Raw genomic sequence first — 16,613 nt, forward strand, 5'->3', positions numbered from 1 at the left:
TAGGTCATCGGATGCGTGGGCTACGAGGTCGGGCGTTCCAGCGGTAGTGCGTCCAGGCGCGTCGGACGAGGCAGGGGACGGTGATGATGGAGCTGGCCAGCGCAAGGAAGAACTCAACCGCAGTCCTGGGGCGCTCGGTGCAGCGTCGGAGATTACCGAAGCTATTCATCCGGGAGTTCGTGCGTTCGACGACCCATCGGCCGTCGCTTTGGATTGGGGTCTTCACGCCACGTGGGGCGATCCGGGCCTCGATCCGGCGGTCGGCCAGATCCTCGTGGACCGGGCGGTAGTCGTATCCGGCGTCCAGGGTCGGACGCGGGTACTCGGGCAGCGGTCCCAGGGCCGTCTCCAGGGCGGTGTACCGGCCGAGGGTTACGGGCAGCAGGGCATCGTCGCGGATGCCGGCCGGCGCAGGTTCCGTGACCAGCGGCATGCCGCTCGCGTCTGTCAGCCGGGACCGTTCGAGGCCGGGCTCGGCCGGGTCGACCGGGCTCTTGCCGGCACATTCGCCTCCGGAGGGGCTTTGCTGATGCAGCCGTCGGCGTTGAGGCGGCCGAGTTCAAGGCCGATCATGTGGTCATATGCGGCGAGTACGAGCAGTCGAAGGGTCTCCATCCCGCCGGTGGCGATCCACTCGTCATGGCGACGGCACAAGGTGGTGGACGAGCAGTGCTCGTCGGCGTCGCGTGCGTAGCCGCACCCGAAGACCAGGACCTGCACCAGGCGATCGAAGACCACCGCGTCGCTGATCCGCTGGATCCCCCAATGATCATGAAGCATGGAGAACTCCATAGTCAGGTGGATCGTGCCTGCCCTGCTGCCACCGCACCACACCGGCCGACGGATGGCTTCAGCCATCAGTTCTGGCCGCAAGCGCGGCTGCCGCGCGGATCTGACGGCGGCCCTCCTCGCTACGGCTCCAGATCAACGCATGGCGTTCGCGCGGCACTTGGTGGCTCACGTAGGCGAACTCCATGACGGCGACGACGTCGGACATCCGCCAGCCGTGCATGGGACCTGACGCTTCGGTGACCTCCCTGAGGTCGTCCAAGTGTTGGGCGATGGCTAGGCTGCCGCCCTCGATCGGCCACGGATCCCATGCCGAGACCTCGTCCTGGACGGCGTCGGACTCGATTCGGTGGATCATGGACGTCTCCGTCTCCTGGAAGACACCGTCGCCGCTCGCGTTCTCGGCACCCACGCGTCCATCGGTGTGCGCGAGGTAGCGGATCGGACTGGCGAAACTTGGGCCGAACCAGTCGAAGTACCAGCCCTGCACGGGGTCGGCCCACGCGTACGTCCCGAGCTCGTAGCTCCACTCGTCAGTGCGCTCCCGCCGTTCGCCGCTCACCCCCGCGCGGCTGTGTCGCACCGTGTAGCGGAGCCCGCCGAACTTCTGGGCGAAGCCTTCCCGTCGAATCACCAGTTCCATTGGGGCGGGGACCAGCCGACCTCTACGGTCGCGGACCCGCAGCAGTTCCGTGGGAAGTCGAGGCTGTGTCGACTGATGCCAGCAGCCGGTGCGGTCGAGCAAGCCCTGGGCCCGTGGGGACAGCCCTGATGGGTCTTCCAGGATGTGCATGTTCTACCTTTTCGACGTGAAGACTGGATCAGCGGACGGCTCCTGCGAACACCCCGCGTTCCGCGTCGCGGACCGATACGATCACGAACCGCGCCTGCCGGGTGGCAGGTGTTCGCAGACAGAGCATGAACAAGGGGGAAATTCGCCTGTGTTGAAAGGCATCCTGCGCGCCGGCGTGATCGCCGCCACCATCGGGCTGGCCGCCGCGGTCCCGGTCACCGCCGGGGCGGCCGACCGGTCCTCCGGGACGTTCTTCGTCCTCAAGGCCCCCGGCACGGCCCGGGCCCACCACCGTTTCGACGTCCAGCCGGAGGGGATCGACAAGCGGGCCCGCCACCCGTGGTTCTGCCTTCAGTGGCGCGAGGGCACGCACGGCACGTGGCACTCCTACTGCCCGCCGCAGCACATCTTCTTCGACCCGGACGGCTTCGGCACTCTGGTCACCCCGGTCGAGTTCGACAAGCCGGGCACGTACCAGCTGCGTGCGGTCCTGGAGACCGTCCGCAACCACCGGCTGGTGCCGTTGGACTACTCCAACACCGACACCATCCGCGTGACCCGCTGATGCAGCAACCCCTGCACCGACCGGAGTGAACTCCCGGTCGGTGCAGGGGCGTCGATTGCGTGCGGCGGCGGGGCGGCGGCCGGTCAGGCCGTGGGGACGCCCGCGAGGCGGGCCTGTTCCTGGGTCAGCGCCTCGACGAACGTCTTGCCCGCCGAGTTGCCCATGAAGACCCGGGCCGCGCCGGTGAGCAGCATCAGCCCGCCGGTCTTGATCCCCAACGAGTAGCGGCGCTCGCCGCCCAGCGTCACGAAGATCACGCTGCCCATGGTGTACCAGGTCTTCTTCCAGGTCACCTGCGAGACCGGCGCCCGGTCCAGCAGCTGGCCCTGGGTGCCGACCAGGACGAGCTCGCCCCCGGCGAGGTAGACCTTGCCGCTCTGTGCAATCGGCCGCATGCCGCCGAGGCCGGTGCCCATCTGCACCTGCTCGCCGACGTACACCGGCTGCACCTGCGGAACGTACTGCTCCTGCTGCTGCCCCATGACCGGGCCTCCCCCGTGGTGTGCGGAGGGACGCCTCAGGTCGGCGCCCTCCGGGATGGAATCCGCGTCATGCTGGCACCGGTCCCTGGGCGCGTCAACAGGCGTGCCCAGGACGCGGGATCACGCCGTGGCCTTGGGCAGGGTCCACTGCTGGTCGGTGCCGCTGCCGCAGTCCCAGATGACGGTCTGCGTGCCGGCGCCACCCCAGTTCGCGTCGGAGAGGCAGCGGCCCGACTGCGGGTTGAGCAGCGTCCCGTCGGCCTGCGGCACCCAATTCTGGGCTCCGGTGCCGTTGCAGGCGTAGAGGTCGACGCCGGTGCCGTCGGCGATGCCGCCGCCGGAGACGTCGAGGCACTTGCCCATCGCCCGCACGGTGTTGCCGTACCCGACCGTCCAGCTCTGCGGGACCGTGCCGTTGCAGCCGTAGACCTGCACCGGCATGTTGTCCAGGAACGCCCCGTTGCGCACGTCCAGGCACAGGCCCTGGTTGGCGACGGTGACCTGCCCGACGGACGTCACCGGCGCCGCCGGGGCGCCCGCGAACGCGGCCTGCATGCGCGGCAGCAGGTCGAAGAGGTCCTGGTCCCAGCACGTGTGGTCGTGGCCGCCGTCGCAGGAACCCCATCCGGCCCCGCCGCCGAAGTCCACGAAGTACGGGTGCTGACCGGCGTTCACCAAGGCCGCGTCGAAGTGCTGCGACTCGCTCTCCAGCCAGAACTCGTCGTTGTCGGGCAGGCTCTTGCCGTTGCCGACGTAGAGGGAGACGTTCATCCCCGAGAAGGCGGAGGCGTTCTCGGTCGGGTCGGCCGCGGTCCACAGCGAGTCGTTGAACGGGGGTGTCACCACCGAGAACGGATACGGCGTCCCGTACATGGCGTCGGTGTTGGAGACGCTGGGCGCGTAGGGGTCGCTGACCGGGTGACAGGCGCTCCAGGCCCGCTGACCGGGAGCCAGGAGGTCGATCAGGGCGGCGGGCACCTGGGTGTCCTGGTTGGTCATCGAGGCGACCATCACCTCACGGAAGATCATCTCGTTCCGCGAGAGGTCGTCCTCGCCGGACAGGCTGGCGACCTGGCTGAACATGTCCGGGTGGAGCTGGGCCAGGTGGAGGGCGCCGAAGCCGCCCATGGAGATCCCGGCGATGCCCCGGTGCGCCCGGTCCGCGACGGTGCGCAGGTTGGCGTCGATGAACGGGACCACCTGGTCGATCTCGAAGTTCTCCCAGTTCTGCGCGCCCGCCTCGGTGTTCTGCATCAGCCAGTTGGTGTACCAGCTGCGCGCGCCGCCGTCCGGCATGACGATGATCATCCCGGAGCTGTTCTTGATCCCGTCGAACTTCGGCATGTTCGACTGGCCGTAGAACGAGGCGTCGAAGTAGTCGCACGGGTCGCCGGGCGAGCCGTTCAGCAGGTAGAGCACCGGGTAGCGCTTGCCGGGGTTGCTGTAGTAGTCCGACGGCAGCACGATCCGGATGTGGTGCCCCACCGTGCCGGGGGCGTTGGCCACCTGGGCGCTGTCGACGGTGATCCGGAAGTCCGTCGGGGTGTCGGCGGGGATGTACGGGTTGTCGACCAGCGAGGGGTCGCTGACCTGGGTCAGGCCGAAGCCGTCGGCCAGCACGGGGGCGCCGGCCGAGGTGTCGGCGTGGGCGGTGGTGGCGGTGAGGAAGGTGCCGGTCACGGTGGCGAGCGCGGTCACGAAGGCGGCCAGGGCAGCGGCCAACCGGTGTTTCACAAGGTCCTCCCGGACGACGGGGATTGAGGGTGGATGTCGGCGGACGGGACGGAGCCCGCCACGGTGGTGCGAGCGGAGGTCGACGGGGCGCGTCGGTGCGGTCAGGCCTCGATCACCGGCGGGTTGGCGGACGGTGGCGCGTCCCAGTCGTCGCCGTCCGCGGGGAGCGGGTAGCGGGTCCGGTTGCGGCGGCCCGACCCGCCGGAGCCTGATCCGGCCGACGGCCGCATCCCCTCCCCGAGCGGCCCGCCGAGAGCGGCCGCCGGTTCCGCCTCGGCCACGCCGCCCGCCCGGGAGGGCTCGGACACGCCGGTGACCGCCGTGGGCGACACCTCGGGCGGTGGCGCGCCGAGCCACACCGGCGAGCCGGACGCCGGTGCGGCGGCCGGGATCCCACCCCCGACGAGCGCGCCCGAGCCGATCCCGGCCGGTCCCGCCCGCAGCGGGCCCTGTCCGAGCAGGCTCGCGTGGGCCGTGACGGGTTCCGGCGGCCACACCCTGCGGGCGTGCGTGGCGGCGGTACGGGTGGGCGGGTGGTCGAGCTGCGCGGTGGCGTTGTTGTAGGCGACGCCGAGCCGCTCCATCACCACGACGGCCTGCTGCCGGGCCTGTTCCTGCGCGGACAGCTGCGCGCCGTCGGCGGCCAGCGCGTGCGCGAGGCCGTGCTTGGCGGCGTCCGCCTTGAACTTCCAGTCGGTGGTCTGCGAGGTGACGGCCCGCAGGACCGTGTCGAGCAGGCTCGGATCGGGCGGCATCTCGGTCCGGGCGACGGTGAGCGCGTGCGCGACTCCCCCGGTCGCCGCGGCGGCGTTCGCGGCGTGGGCGGCGCCGTTGGTCAGGCTGGTGCGCAGGGTCTGCACCTGGCGGCGGAAGGCGGCCGCGGAGGGTCCGTTCCAGTGCTCGAGCAGGTTGTCGGCGTGGGTGGTCAGCTGCGCGGCGGTGTCCTGCAGTTCGTCGTGCAGGTGCCGCCAGTGGTCGGCCACCGCCTGGACGGCGGCGGGGTCGGTGGTCTCGATCATGGCTCGCAGCCCGGCGAGGGTGGGAACGGCCTCGAAGTCGGTGGTGAAGGCCCCGGCGCGGTGGTGCCCGCCGCGGTTCGCCCGCAGCACCCGGTTCCACAGTCGGTCGGCCAGGTTCTGGGCGTCGACCGCCTTCAGCACTCCACCGACCACGTCGGACACCGCCGACTCGACGGCACCCACGACGGCTCCGACCACGCCGTCGTCCCCGGCCGGTCCGGCGACGGCCGGGCCGGCCACCGCGCTCTCCCCGGCGGTACCGCCGGTTCCCGCGATGTCGCTCACGCCTGCCTCCGGAAGGACTGGACCGTCTCCTGCTCCTGGTCCAGGTAGCGCCGGTGGACGCTGCCGGTCCCGTCGGTGACCTCCTGGAGCATCTCCTGCAGCGTCGCGACCATGCCCTTGAGGGCGGTCTGCATCTGCACGTGGGCGTCGTGCAGGCTGTCGGCCTCCAGGAAGTCGGGCGAGCCGAGCTGCGCCCGGCTGAGCCCGGTCTGGTAGGCGGCGATCTGGCTCTTGCCGTCCATGCCGTCGGTGATGCCCTGGAGCTTGAGCACCGTCTCCCTGAGAAAGTCGACGTCGACCTGGTACCCGCTCACTGCCTTCTCGTCTCCCCCCGCCCGAAGTCGCTGCGGCGCCGGTCCTTCGGCGCCGCGGCACCACCGTGGTCGTGCGGCGTCCCTGACAACAGGTCAACCGACCGGCCACATACGACCGGTCCCCCGCGCACAGGGCCTGAACTGGGCTTCCGCACCAACCGCGACGACCGTGACCGGGCTCCCTCACACGAGGAGGACAAGCAGCACCACGGCCGGCACCACCAGCGCCAGACCCACGCAGAGGGCCACCAGACATCCGCCCCACCGGTCGGCCCGCCCGCGGGCCCGCTCGCGATGTCCGCCCACGGGGATGCCGCGGTGCCACCGCCGGCAGTGCCGCAGGAGCTGCAGGCGTCCCTCGGTCTCGCCGGTCCAGCCGGTGCTGAAGCCGCACTCCCCGCACCAGTACCGGTACTGCACGGCGATCCCTTCTGCCGCGCCGCTGAGCGCCGTCCGTCCCGTCCCCGAAACGCGGTCCGGTGGCACGCTGCTGATCCGCCGTCGGCGAACCGCACGATCCTTCCGGGCACCTCCGCACCGGCGCCAGGTCACGCACCGGCCATGGATGACCGGTCGTCACTGCGGGGACGATAGGGTACGCACCGACAACTTACTGGTGCGTAAGGAGCCGTGGTGACGGAGCTGGGCACGGCCCTGCGGGGGCTGCGAACGGCCACGAGCATGACGCAGGAGCAGCTGGCCGAACGCTCGGGAGTGAGCGTGCGCACCATCCGCCGCCTGGAGAACGGCGCACTGCCCGACCCGCGGTTGGCGACGATCAACCAGCTGGCGGCCGCACTGGGGGTCGCGCCGCACGTCCTGAACCCCTCCTCGGCCGGCCTGCCCGCCGACGCGGGCACCGACGTGCGCGCGGGCGCCGCACCCGCTCCCGCCTTCGCGCCCCGGTCACCGTTCCACGTGCACGGCGTGCTGGAGGAGGCGGCCGGGGAGCTGGCGCGGGAGATCCGGCGGCGCTGGCGGCGCGAGGAGGACCAGAGCCGGGTCCGCGACCCGTTCCACCTCCCGGTGCGCTGGCGTCCCGCCCCCGCCGACCTGGTCGACCGCTCGGACAACATCCAGCGGCTGGGGCCTGGGGCCGTCGCCGAGCCCCTGGACCTGTCGGGGGACCTGTCGGACGTGGCGCTGGTGCACCGGCGCATACCCTCGGGCCGCCTGGTCGTCCTCGGGCGCGCCGGGGCCGGCAAGTCGGTGCTGGCGATCCGCCTGGCGCTGGACCTGCTGGAGTCCGGCTGCTCCCAGGTCCCGGTCATCTTCAGCCTCGGCGCCTGGGATCCGACCACCACCTCGCTGCCCGACTGGCTGGTCGGCCAACTGCTGCGCGACCACCCGCATCTGGCACGCCGCAGCCCCGGCGGCGCGCAGTCCCTCGCCGAGGCGCTGATCCACTGCGACGCCGTACTGCCCGTCCTGGACGGCTTCGACGAGATCGCCGAGGGCCTGCGCGCGGCGGCGCTGCGTGAGCTGAACACGACGTCCTCGGCCCTGGTGGTGACCACCAGGCGCGAGGAGTTCGCGGACGCGGTCCGCGTCGCCGGAGCCCCCCTGGCCTGGGCCGCCGGCATCGAGCTCGGCGACATCACCACCGACGACCTGGCGCACTACCTGCCCCGCACGGCCCGCGACGGGAACGCCCACGGCTGGGACCGGGTCCTGACCGCCGCCCGCGACCCGCAGGATCCGGCGGGCGCGCGGCTCGCGGAGGCGCTCAGCACCCCGCTCATGGTCGCCCTGGCCCGCGTCCTCTACAGCGACGGAAGCGGCGACGGAAGTGGCGACGGCAGCGACGAGGAGCGGGGTGACAGCGGTGACGGATCCGGCGGCAAGGCCGGCCCCGACCCCGCCGAACTCCTGGACGCCGACAGGTTCCCCGACACCCGCTCGCTGGAGGAGCACCTGCTGAAGGGCTTCGTGCCCACCCTCTACCGCATGCGGCCCCCCGAACCCGCCACCCCCGGTCGCGGTCGGCCGCGCCGCGCGTTCCACCCCGACCAGGCCGGTCGCTGGCTCGGCTACCTGGCCCACGGCCTGGCCACCCACCCGTCGGACCGGCACGACCTCGCCTGGTGGCAGCTCGGCGACAGCATGCGCCGCAGCTCGCGCACGCTCGCGGTCGTGCTCACCACCGCGGCCTGCCTCACCGTCTCCACCTGGCTGGTCGGAGCCCTGATCGGGGCGCTGATCGCGGTCGACCCGGTCCAGATCGTGCTGCTCGGCCTGCTGCTCGGGCCGGTGGCGGGCCTGGCGTTCGGCTGCGTGTACGCGGTGACGCCCCTGTTCGGCCGAGGCTCCGGCATCGAGCCCTCCCGCACCCGCCTGCGTCTGCGCGGGCACCAGCAGATGACCCGCCGACCACGCCGCGCGCTCACCGCGCACCTCGGCGCGATCCTGCTCGGCGGCTTCGTCATGGGCGCCGGCTTCGCGCTCGCCCTGACCCTGGAACGCAGCCTTGTCTACCACTTCCCGCTCAGCGCGCCGGGCGTGCTGACGGTGACGCTCATCAACATCGTCGTCTTCGCGCTGATCTTCGGCACGGCGGCAACGTCGGTCTTCGGACTCCTGACGGCCTTCCAGGCGCCGCTGGACACCAGCTCCACGGCCACGCCCTCCGCCCTGCTCGCCTCGAACCGGGCCGAGACCACCCGGCAGCTCCTCGTCCTCGCCGCGCTGCTGGCGGGCGCGATCACCGGGATCGGCGAGCTGGTCACCGTCACCTTCCAGGGCACCCTGGGCCCGCTGATCTGGGGAGAGGGCGGGATCGAGATCGGCGTCATCGGCGGGGTGGGCGGCGCCGCCGCCTACGTCTTCACCTTCACCGCCTGGGGCCAGTGGCTGGTCCTGGTCCGGTTCTGGCTCCCGCTGACGGGGCGACTGCCCTGGAACACCGCCGCGTTCCTGGACGACGCCTACGGCCGGGGCGCACTGCGCCGTTCCGGCGCGGTCTACCAGTTCCGCCACGTCCGTCTGCAGCACCATCTCGCCCGCGCCCACCGCGCGCGCGAGGCCCGCTTCGCCGACGCGGACCTCTCCGACCCGGCGGCGGAGGCACGCGGCGAGAAGGAGTGAGGGCGCGGCGCTCCTCAATGTTCGCAACCGGCATGGATGATGAGGTCCATGGCCGTCTTCCTGCTCCAGCGATCCACCGCGCTGACCGTCCCGGACTGCTGGGACCGGCTCACCGACTGGCGCCGTCACGGTGACCGCATGCCGTTCACCACGGTCGCGCCCGTCTCCGGCACGGGGCGCGCGGTGGGCGAGGTGGTGCTCGCCCGGACGGCGGTGGGGCGGTGGGGCTTCGACGACCCGATGGAGATCGTGGCCTTCACCCCGCCGGGGGAGGGCGGAGCCGGCCTGTGCCGCCTGGAGAAGCGGGGGCAGTCGGTGCGCGGCTGGGCGGAACTGCGCGTCCGTCGCCGGGACAGCGGGGTCGGCGCGGACGTGCTGTGGGTCGAGGAGATCCGCGTCCGGGGCGTCCCGGCCGCGTTCGACCCGATCACCGCGGCCACCTGCCGCGTGCTCTTCGGCCGCGCCCTGGCCGGCGTGCTGGCGGACTGAGACGCGGACCGGTGCGCGGCCCGACCGGTCAGCCTCCGTCGGTGGCCAGCAGCGAGTACATGAACATGTCCCGACGCTCGGTCCCGACCAGCTGCCAACCCCGCAGCAGCCCCTCCCTGGTGAACCCGACGCGCTCGGCGGTCCGCCAGGAGGCCTCGTTCCACGGCTCGACGTACAGCTCCAGCCGCGGGATCCCGAGCTCCGTCAGCGCCCACCGCGCGACGGCGTCCAGCCCGGCCCCCGCAGCCCTCCTCCCCCGCGCCGACGCGACCACCCAGTACCCCAGCGAGGCACGTCCGTCGCTGAGGTTGCGCAGCCACAGACCGATGTTGCCCACAGGCCGCCCGTCTGCCGCCTCGATGACGAACGGGTACCCGGTGCGGGTCAGGGCCCGCTGCCACTGACGTTCCACGAAGGCGATGCCCTCCGACCGGGAGTACGCCGCGGGCACGGTCGTGATCAGCGGGATCAGCTCGTCCTCGGCCGCCTCGCGCACCAACTCGAGATCGGGCTCCGCCATGGTCCAGGGCCGCAGGGTGAATCCGCCGTCGGCGGCGAGCACGGGCACGTCGAGTGGTTCCATGGCGGCATCCTCTCAAGGGAGCGCAACGAACCGACCGGAAGGACACCCCAGTTCCCGGGCAGAGCCGTGGCCTGATCCGGGAGGTCGACGAGACCTACGTCAGGCCGGCCCCGGCACCCCGGCTCAGGGCTGGGCGGCGATCCTCGCGAACAGCTCCGGGTCGCGCAGGCCGACGCAGTCGTGCGCCCAGAAGGGCTCGGAGTAGACGAACGTGCCGGTCATCCACGGCTCGTGGGACGACAGGCGCACGACCTGGAACGCCGGGTCCGGGATACGCAGCGAGGGCGAGCGGAACCCGTACGCGCTCGCCCGCTGAAAGCCCCGCGCCCCGTAGTACGTGGGCGATCCCTCCAGGAAGACCAGCGGTACGCCACTGCGCTCGGCGGCCGCCAGCGCTGCCCTGACCAGTGCGGTCCCGACGCCTCGGCGCTGGTGGTCCGGGAGGACCCCGAGCGGTGACAGGCTGAGCACGTCCACCAGCCGGGGGTCGGCGTCCAGGCGGCAGGCGCTCAGCATGACGTGGCCGACCACCTCGCCCTGACGCGTCGCCACGAGGGAGATCGGCGCGATCGCGGCGGGCGCCTCCCGCAACGCGTCGACCAGCGCGGGGACGTGGTCCGGGTCCGCGAAGGCGAGCGCGTGGACGCGGCGCACGTCCGCGTGGTCCTGGGGCTGCTCGGCTCTGATCGCGTAGTCGTCGAAGGTCATGACGGTGAGGCTAGCCAGGGACCGTCGCGGCTGTCCGCTGCATATCCGCTGCCCGCGGATGCGGGCCCGGCGGGACCGTCAGGCCAGGTCGCCCAGGTAGGTGCGGGTCGGACGGCCGGCGGCGAGGGCGGTCAGCTCGGCCGTGAGGCCGAGCGGCAGGAGGGTGAGGTCGGCGAGGTCGGCGAGCGGGTGCCAGACCAGGGCCGTCTGTGTCCGGTCGGGCCGCAGCGGCAGCGGCGGTTGCGGTCCGGGCTCCTGCTCCTGCTCCTGCTCCACCTGGAAGACCAGCTGCAGTTGCTGCCGTGAGGTGCTGTGCAGCGGATGGCCGAGGTGCCGCTCGGGAAGGAACTCGCGGACCCACAGCAGGCGCAGCACCCGCACCCGGTGGCCGGTCTCCTCCAGCACCTCCCGCCGCACCGCCTCCTCGGCGGTCTCGCCGAGCTCCAGCCGGCCGCCGGGCAGGACGTGGAAGTCGCGCGTTCCGTCGTGGTGACGCACCAGCAGGATCCGCCCGCGCGGATCGACCAGCACCGCACGGGCACTGACGCGCGGCCCGTTCCGCTCCCCGTCCATCTCCCCACAGTAGCCGTCCGTCCGTTGCCGGTTGGCCGAGGGTGTCCTGTCGCCGGACACGGCTGATCGGCTAGTGTGACGAAGGCCCGGCGCGGCGCGTCGACCGCTCCGGGGCCGGTGCTCGCCCGAGCGGGAGTCCGCGACCTGAACCACGCACGCCGCCTCAGTGGAAGGAAGCCGGCTCCTGTGCCCACGGAACCTGCCCGCCCCACCAGGCCTCTGCGTCTGATCGTCCGTCGCGAGCGCACCCGCTCCGTCGACCGGCCGCGCCTGTGGTGCGCGGCCACGACCGCGGTCGGGCTCGTCGCGCTGGGCGCCGTCACCACGAGCAGCGTCCCGGCCGCCGTCGGGTCCGCCGTGTCGCGAACCAACACCATGAGTGCGACCGGCGACAGCGCGCCCCTGCACCGCGTCCTGCCGCCCGGCGGTTCGCCCCCGACCGGCGGGGACGGTCGCACCTCCGCCGCCGCGCAGGGCCCCGCCACCCCCACCGCCGGGTCGCCCGCGGGCGGGAGCGGCATACCCCCGCTCGTCCTCGCGGCCTACCTCGACGCCGAGCGAGCGGTGTCCCACTCCGATCCCGGCTGCCGGCTGCGTTGGCAGATGCTCGCGGGCATCGGCGAGGTCGAGTCCGGGCAGGCCGAGGGCGGCGACCTGACCGCCGACGGCACCACCCGCACGCCCATCCTCGGCCCCGCGCTCGACGGCACCGGCGGCAACGCGGCCATCCCCGCGCCCGGGGGCGGCTGGGCGCACGCCGAGGGCCCGATGCAGTTCCTGCCCTCCACCTGGGCGCAGTGGGGTGTGGACGGCAACGGCGACGGCGTGGCCGACGTCAACAACATCTTCGACGCGGCCCTGGCCGCCGGGCACTACCTGTGTGCGGGCGGCCGCGACCTCTCCACCCCGACCGGCCTGGACGCGGCGATCCTCAGCTACAACCACTCCGCCGGCTACCTCGCCACGGTGACGGCGTGGATCACGTACTACGAGAACAACCCCAACACCGGCTCCGGCCCCACCGGCATCGGCTCCGGCTCCGGCTCCGGCAGCCCGTCGGCGAGCGGCCGGCCCAGCCCCAGCGGCAGCCGCCCGCATCCGACGTCGAGCCCCACGCGGTCGGGCTCGCCGAGCCCGAGCCCGAGGCCGTCCCGCTCCGCCACACCGTCCGGCTCTCCCACGACCTCGGGCTCCCCCACGGCTTCGCCGTCGGGCTCCCCGTCCTCCTCCACCCCGGCCTGCCCCTCGCCGACGGGGACGCCGAGCGGCTCGAGCTCGCCGTCGCCCTCCCCGACGCCCACCCCGACCGGAACCGGCAGCGCCTCCCCGACCCCGTCGCCCACCGGCTGCCCGAGCCCGACCTCGACGGGCTCGCCGGCCCCGTCGGGTACGGGCACCGCCCGTCCAGGATCTTGAACGGCTGCCGAGGCACGGCAGGTGTCCGCCGTCACGGGAACACCTGAGGGCGAAGGCGAGTTCGTCCGGATCTCCGCACCGCTCACCGCTCACAGGCGCGGGCGCGGATGAGAAGGAAGGGCGGCAGCCCTGCCCTCTGCGGCTGCCGGGCCACCACTTCGGCGGTCGGGGTCGGCTCGGTCAGGGACTCGAGCGCGAAGCCGTGCCGCAGCAGTGCGGTGACATACGTGGACGTCGTCCGGTGGTGGTTGCCGACTCGGCGCACGGCCTGGGGTTGGTCGGACCGCCAGAACCCCTCGGCGAGGTAGTCGCCGACCACCCTGCGGGTGGCACCGTCAGCAGCCTGCGCCCACGTCGCGTGCGGCGCCTCGAAGCAGGGGTGCGGCACGCTGAGGACGAGCGAGCCCCGCGCGGTCAGCACCCGGCCTACAGCCTTCAGGGCGGCATCCAGGTCGGGCACGTGGTTCAGGGACAGACCGGCGGTGACCCAGTCGACCGAATCGTCGGCGACCGTCGCGAGCGTGCATCCGTCGTCGACGGTGTAGACCACGGTGCCGGGACCGGCCGCCCCGGCGGCCCGGGCGTGTTCGATGAGGCGCGGCGTCGGGTCGACACCCACGACGGACGCCCCGCGGGCGGCCAGCGCGCGGCTGATGATGCCCTCGCCGCAGCCGAGGTCGAGAACCCGGTGACCGCTCAGCCGGGAGGGAAGCCGGTCAAGCAGGACGTCACGGTTGAACTCGTTGAGCGCGGAGCCGGCCCGGAGGAGCTCTGCGTACCAGTCGGCGATGGTGTCCCAGGTGTCAGTCATCAAAGCCTGGACGCTACCTGTTCCCTGAGGACTCCTCGACCGCCTTTCCGACGATTTCTGCGACTGTTCCGGCGGTGTCAGCCGCCGTAGGCGGCGAGGAAGGCGGTGACGCCGTCGTCGGCAAGACGGTCGAGTTCGGTGGGGGTGGGCAGGTCGGCCTCCGGGGCGAAGAGGAAGGAGTCCAGGGTGCTGCCGAGCACCAGGTAGGAGAAGTGCTCGGCGGCGCGGCGCGGATTCGGGGCGGTGAGGGCGCCGCGGGCGTGGAGCAGGGCGAAGGCCTCGGTCAGAGCCGCCATGACCCGCCCCGGCGCGGAGCGGTAGTACTCCTCGGCCAGGGCCGGGAAGCGGCCGGCCTCCAGGATGATCAGGCGGCGCAGCCGCAGGACCTCGGGGCGGGCGACGGTGCGCAGGTGTCGGCGGCCGAGCTCGTGCAGCGCCTGCGGGAGGTCGGCGGCCTCGGCGAGCCCGGTGACGAGCCGGTCGGCGAACTCCCCGGCGGTGCTGGTGAAGCCGAGCACCAGTTCGGTGAAGAGGGACTCCTTGTCGCCGTAGTTGTTGTAGATGCTGCGCTTGGAGACCTTGGCGAGGGCGGCGATCTCGTCGACGCCCGTGTCCTGGTAGCCGCGCTGCAGGAAGAGGGTGGTGGCGGCCTCGGCGACGGCGGCGCGGGTGCGCAGGGTGCGCGGATCGGGCCCGCGGTCGCGGGGGCCGAGGGGGGCGCGGAGAGGGGGGTGCCGGTCGCTCACGTCGCTGTCTCCCATGTCGCCGCCGCCGTCTGCTCGCCGCCTGTGGTACTCAGTGGTATACAAGATAGTGCACTGGTCGGTGCAATACATGACGCCATGAGGAGATGGTGACGGTGCTGTTCCAGGCCACGGTCGAGGCGACCGGCAAGACCACCACCGGCATTCCCGTTCCCGAGGAGATCGTGACCGGCCTCGGCGCCGGCAAGCGCCCGCCGGTGAGGGTCACCCTCAACGGCTACACCTACCGCACCACGCTCGGCGTCATGGGCGGCCGCACCCTGATCAGCGTCAGCGCCGCGATCCGCCAGGCCGCGTCCGTCGCCGCGGGCGACCAGCTCCCGGTGACCATCGAACTGGACACCGAGCCGCGCGAGCGCGCGTAGGCGCAGAGCGACGGCGCCGCGCCGACGGAACGTCGGCGCGGCGCCCTCCCACCGGGTGGCTCAGCCCGTGAAGCCGGCGAAGATCTTGGAGAACTCGTACGGCGTCTGCGCGATGTTGGTGCACTTGGACAGGCCGCCGCCGGTGCAGGCGTTGGCGTCCCGGGTCATCTCCCAGAAGGCCAGCTCGCCCAGGTGGTTCTGCTGCGCGAAGCTCACCAGCTGCGAGGCGTCGGACAGGCCGAAGACCTCCGAGGTGTTGTCGTTCTGGCCCAGCATCGGGGTGACGCCGACCTTGAGCCAGGCCTGCGCCGCCGTCAGGGTGGTCCAGACGGAGAGGATCTGCGCCTGGGTGGCCTGGGCGGACTCGATGGCGTAGGTGCCCATCCGGCCGGCCGGGTTGGGGGCCTCGGAGTCGCCGAAGTCCATGGCCATCACGTTGACGACGTCGACGTTCAGGCCGGCCGCCTTGGCGGACTGCAGGACGTAGAGGCCGTCGGCCGTCAGGCCGGAGGGCAGCACCGGAAGCGTCAGGCTGATCCTGAGGTCGCGACCCTTGGCGGCCTCCGCCGCCTGGAGCTGGGCGAGCGCCTGGGAGCGGCGGTCGATGGAGGCGTGGTCGGTGACGGCCGTGCCCTCGATGTCGAAGTCGATCCGGTCCAGCCCGTAGGCGTCGACGACCTTCTGGTACTGGTCCTGGAGCGCCGCGACGGTGGTGCAGGACTGCGCCAGCTCGGTGCCGTTGGCGCCACCGAAGGAGACCCGGACGTCGCCGCCGGTGGCCCGGAACGCGTCGATGTCGGCCTTGTCCCAACCGGAGGTGGCGTCGTAGGCGCCGAACCAGCTGGCGCTGCACGGGGTGCTGCCGTTGATGACGAAGGCGAGCGAGAACTGCTTGAGCCCGCTGTTCGCGGCGAGCGTGGTCAGGCTCGGCGTCGGGTACGCGCCCAGGTCCACGTAGGGGGCGGCGGCGCCCGGGACGCTGCCGGTGCCCGCGACCGCGGTCACGGCGGCCGACGCGGGCGACTCGTTGCCGCTCGGGTCGAACGCCGAGACGCTGACGGAGTGGCTGCTTCCCTGGATCAGGCCGGTGAGCGTGGCGCTGGTGCCGGTGACGGTGGCGACCACCGCGCCGCCCTCCCACAGGTGGTAGCCGGCCACGGACTGGTTGTCGGTGGAGGCGTTCCAGGACAGTGAGACCGCCCCGGGAGCGCTGTCGGCGACCTTGAGGCCGGTCGGCGTCGTCGGCGGGGTGGCGTCGGCCGGCAGCCCGGCGCAGGGCGCGTTGTTGATGGTGCAGTTGGCCGGGGCCGTGGGGGTGCCGCCGGTGGAGACGTCGAACCCGACGACCGCCGCGGTCGCGCCGGGGGCGAGCGGGCCCGCCCAGCTGGGCGCGGTGATCGTGAAGTGGCTGCCACTGGAGGTCAGCGTGCCGTTCCACGCGCTGGTGACGTTCTCGCCCGCGGGCAGGTCGAAGGAGAGCGACCAGGTGTTGACGGTGGCGTTGGTGTTGTTGGTGATGGTGTAGCTCGCCTCGAAGCCGCTCGACCAGCTGGAGGTGACCGCGTAGTTCGCGATCAGGCCGGTCAGGCCGCCCGCGGCCTGCGCGGGGGTCGCGGTCACGGCCGCCGTCAGCGGCATGGCCAGCAGTCCGGCGACCGTGGCCAGGGACAGGGTGACGCGCCTCATGGGCGAGTCCTCCTCGTCGTTCTCGGGTGACGGCACGGCAAAGGCCGTGCCGTACACGGCAGGTGGGGGTGGTGATCAACCGCGCGGCCCTCCCAACATGGTCCAGACCAATATGGGTCGTCAATAGAAAGGTTTCTTAACAGTCCCCTAAGG

The 16,613-nt window shown here is 72.5% G+C and carries 17 protein-coding genes and 1 pseudogene; 5 read left to right on the plus strand and 13 right to left on the minus strand.

Features of this window, described 5'->3' with window-relative positions; all coding sequences use genetic code 11:
- Window positions 1-4 precede the first annotated feature (4 nt).
- Window positions 5-753, minus strand: a pseudogene (locus BMY61_RS13360) (transposase family protein); the annotation flags it as partial.
- Between the two features lie 97 nt (window positions 754-850).
- Window positions 851-1,432 (minus strand): hypothetical protein, encoded by a 582-nt coding sequence (locus tag BMY61_RS13365; protein WP_042447333.1) that lies wholly within the window; start codon window positions 1,430-1,432, stop codon window positions 851-853.
- Between the two features lie 298 nt (window positions 1,433-1,730).
- Here BMY61_RS13365 and BMY61_RS13370 point away from each other — a divergent pair, with 298 nt between their 5' ends.
- The gene (locus BMY61_RS13370; RefSeq protein ID WP_042447331.1) at window positions 1,731-2,147 is read left to right on the plus strand and encodes a hypothetical protein; all 417 of its coding nucleotides are present in this window, start codon (window positions 1,731-1,733) and stop codon (window positions 2,145-2,147) included.
- 83 nt (window positions 2,148-2,230) lie between these two features.
- Here the strand turns inward: BMY61_RS13370 and BMY61_RS13375 are convergent, their stop codons facing one another.
- From BMY61_RS13375 to BMY61_RS13395, 5 genes are all read right to left on the minus strand, one after another.
- Window positions 2,231-2,629, minus strand: a complete 399-nt coding sequence (locus tag BMY61_RS13375) for a hypothetical protein (protein ID WP_042447328.1) — start codon at window positions 2,627-2,629, stop codon at window positions 2,231-2,233.
- Window positions 2,630-2,749: 120 nt separating this feature from the next.
- Window positions 2,750-4,363 (minus strand): alpha/beta hydrolase-fold protein, encoded by a 1,614-nt coding sequence (locus BMY61_RS13380; protein WP_083555165.1) that lies wholly within the window; start codon window positions 4,361-4,363, stop codon window positions 2,750-2,752.
- Window positions 4,364-4,464: 101 nt separating this feature from the next.
- Window positions 4,465-5,667, minus strand: coding sequence for a PPE domain-containing protein (locus BMY61_RS13385; protein ID WP_042447327.1), 1,203 nt, complete (start codon window positions 5,665-5,667; stop codon window positions 4,465-4,467).
- Window positions 5,664-5,981, minus strand: coding sequence for a hypothetical protein (locus tag BMY61_RS13390; protein WP_042447325.1), 318 nt, complete (start codon window positions 5,979-5,981; stop codon window positions 5,664-5,666). The genes BMY61_RS13385 and BMY61_RS13390 overlap by 4 nt, the downstream gene beginning before the upstream one ends.
- A 183-nt stretch (window positions 5,982-6,164) precedes the next feature.
- Window positions 6,165-6,467, minus strand: a complete 303-nt coding sequence (locus tag BMY61_RS13395) for a hypothetical protein (protein WP_143094323.1) — start codon at window positions 6,465-6,467, stop codon at window positions 6,165-6,167.
- A gap of 147 nt (window positions 6,468-6,614) precedes the next feature.
- Here BMY61_RS13395 and BMY61_RS13400 point away from each other — a divergent pair, with 147 nt between their 5' ends.
- A complete protein-coding gene (locus tag BMY61_RS13400) occupies window positions 6,615-9,065 on the plus strand; it encodes a helix-turn-helix domain-containing protein (RefSeq protein WP_042447324.1) in 2,451 nt (816 codons plus the stop codon).
- A gap of 48 nt (window positions 9,066-9,113) precedes the next feature.
- A complete protein-coding gene (locus BMY61_RS13405; protein ID WP_042447322.1) occupies window positions 9,114-9,554 on the plus strand; it encodes a hypothetical protein in 441 nt (146 codons plus the stop codon).
- A 28-nt stretch (window positions 9,555-9,582) separates the two neighbouring features.
- Here BMY61_RS13405 and BMY61_RS13410 read toward each other — a convergent pair whose 3' ends face one another.
- The 3 genes from BMY61_RS13410 to BMY61_RS13420 form a co-directional block, all read right to left on the minus strand.
- Window positions 9,583-10,137, minus strand: a complete 555-nt coding sequence (locus BMY61_RS13410; RefSeq protein ID WP_042447319.1) for a GNAT family N-acetyltransferase — start codon at window positions 10,135-10,137, stop codon at window positions 9,583-9,585.
- Window positions 10,138-10,260: 123 nt separating this feature from the next.
- A complete protein-coding gene (locus tag BMY61_RS13415; RefSeq protein WP_042447317.1) occupies window positions 10,261-10,845 on the minus strand; it encodes a GNAT family N-acetyltransferase in 585 nt (194 codons plus the stop codon).
- 78 nt (window positions 10,846-10,923) lie between these two features.
- The gene (locus BMY61_RS13420; protein ID WP_052438673.1) at window positions 10,924-11,418 is read right to left on the minus strand and encodes an NUDIX domain-containing protein; all 495 of its coding nucleotides are present in this window, start codon (window positions 11,416-11,418) and stop codon (window positions 10,924-10,926) included.
- Between the two features lie 186 nt (window positions 11,419-11,604).
- On the opposite strand from BMY61_RS13420, the gene BMY61_RS13425 reads away from it, so the two are divergent.
- On the plus strand, window positions 11,605-12,834 hold the full coding sequence (locus tag BMY61_RS13425; RefSeq protein ID WP_052438672.1) for a lytic transglycosylase domain-containing protein: 1,230 nt from the start codon (window positions 11,605-11,607) through the stop codon (window positions 12,832-12,834).
- An 82-nt stretch (window positions 12,835-12,916) separates the two neighbouring features.
- Here BMY61_RS13425 and BMY61_RS13430 read toward each other — a convergent pair whose 3' ends face one another.
- Entirely contained in the window at window positions 12,917-13,645 is a 729-nt protein-coding gene (locus tag BMY61_RS13430; protein WP_042447316.1) for a class I SAM-dependent methyltransferase, read from the minus strand.
- Between the two features lie 77 nt (window positions 13,646-13,722).
- Complete coding sequence (locus tag BMY61_RS13435; protein ID WP_052438671.1) at window positions 13,723-14,391, minus strand: TetR/AcrR family transcriptional regulator; 669 nt, start codon at window positions 14,389-14,391, stop codon at window positions 13,723-13,725.
- Between the two features lie 104 nt (window positions 14,392-14,495).
- Between BMY61_RS13435 and BMY61_RS13440 the strand changes: the two genes are divergently transcribed.
- Window positions 14,496-14,774 carry a DUF1905 domain-containing protein gene (locus tag BMY61_RS13440; protein ID WP_052438670.1) on the plus strand — a complete coding sequence of 93 codons (279 nt, stop codon included), beginning with the start codon at window positions 14,496-14,498 and terminating at the stop codon, window positions 14,772-14,774.
- A gap of 60 nt (window positions 14,775-14,834) precedes the next feature.
- Here BMY61_RS13440 and BMY61_RS13445 read toward each other — a convergent pair whose 3' ends face one another.
- The gene (locus BMY61_RS13445; RefSeq protein WP_042447553.1) at window positions 14,835-16,460 is read right to left on the minus strand and encodes a cellulose binding domain-containing protein; all 1,626 of its coding nucleotides are present in this window, start codon (window positions 16,458-16,460) and stop codon (window positions 14,835-14,837) included.
- Window positions 16,461-16,613 lie beyond the last annotated feature (153 nt).

Source organism: Streptacidiphilus jiangxiensis, from assembly GCF_900109465.1.
In the GTDB taxonomy this organism is placed as follows: domain Bacteria; phylum Actinomycetota; class Actinomycetes; order Streptomycetales; family Streptomycetaceae; genus Streptacidiphilus; species Streptacidiphilus jiangxiensis.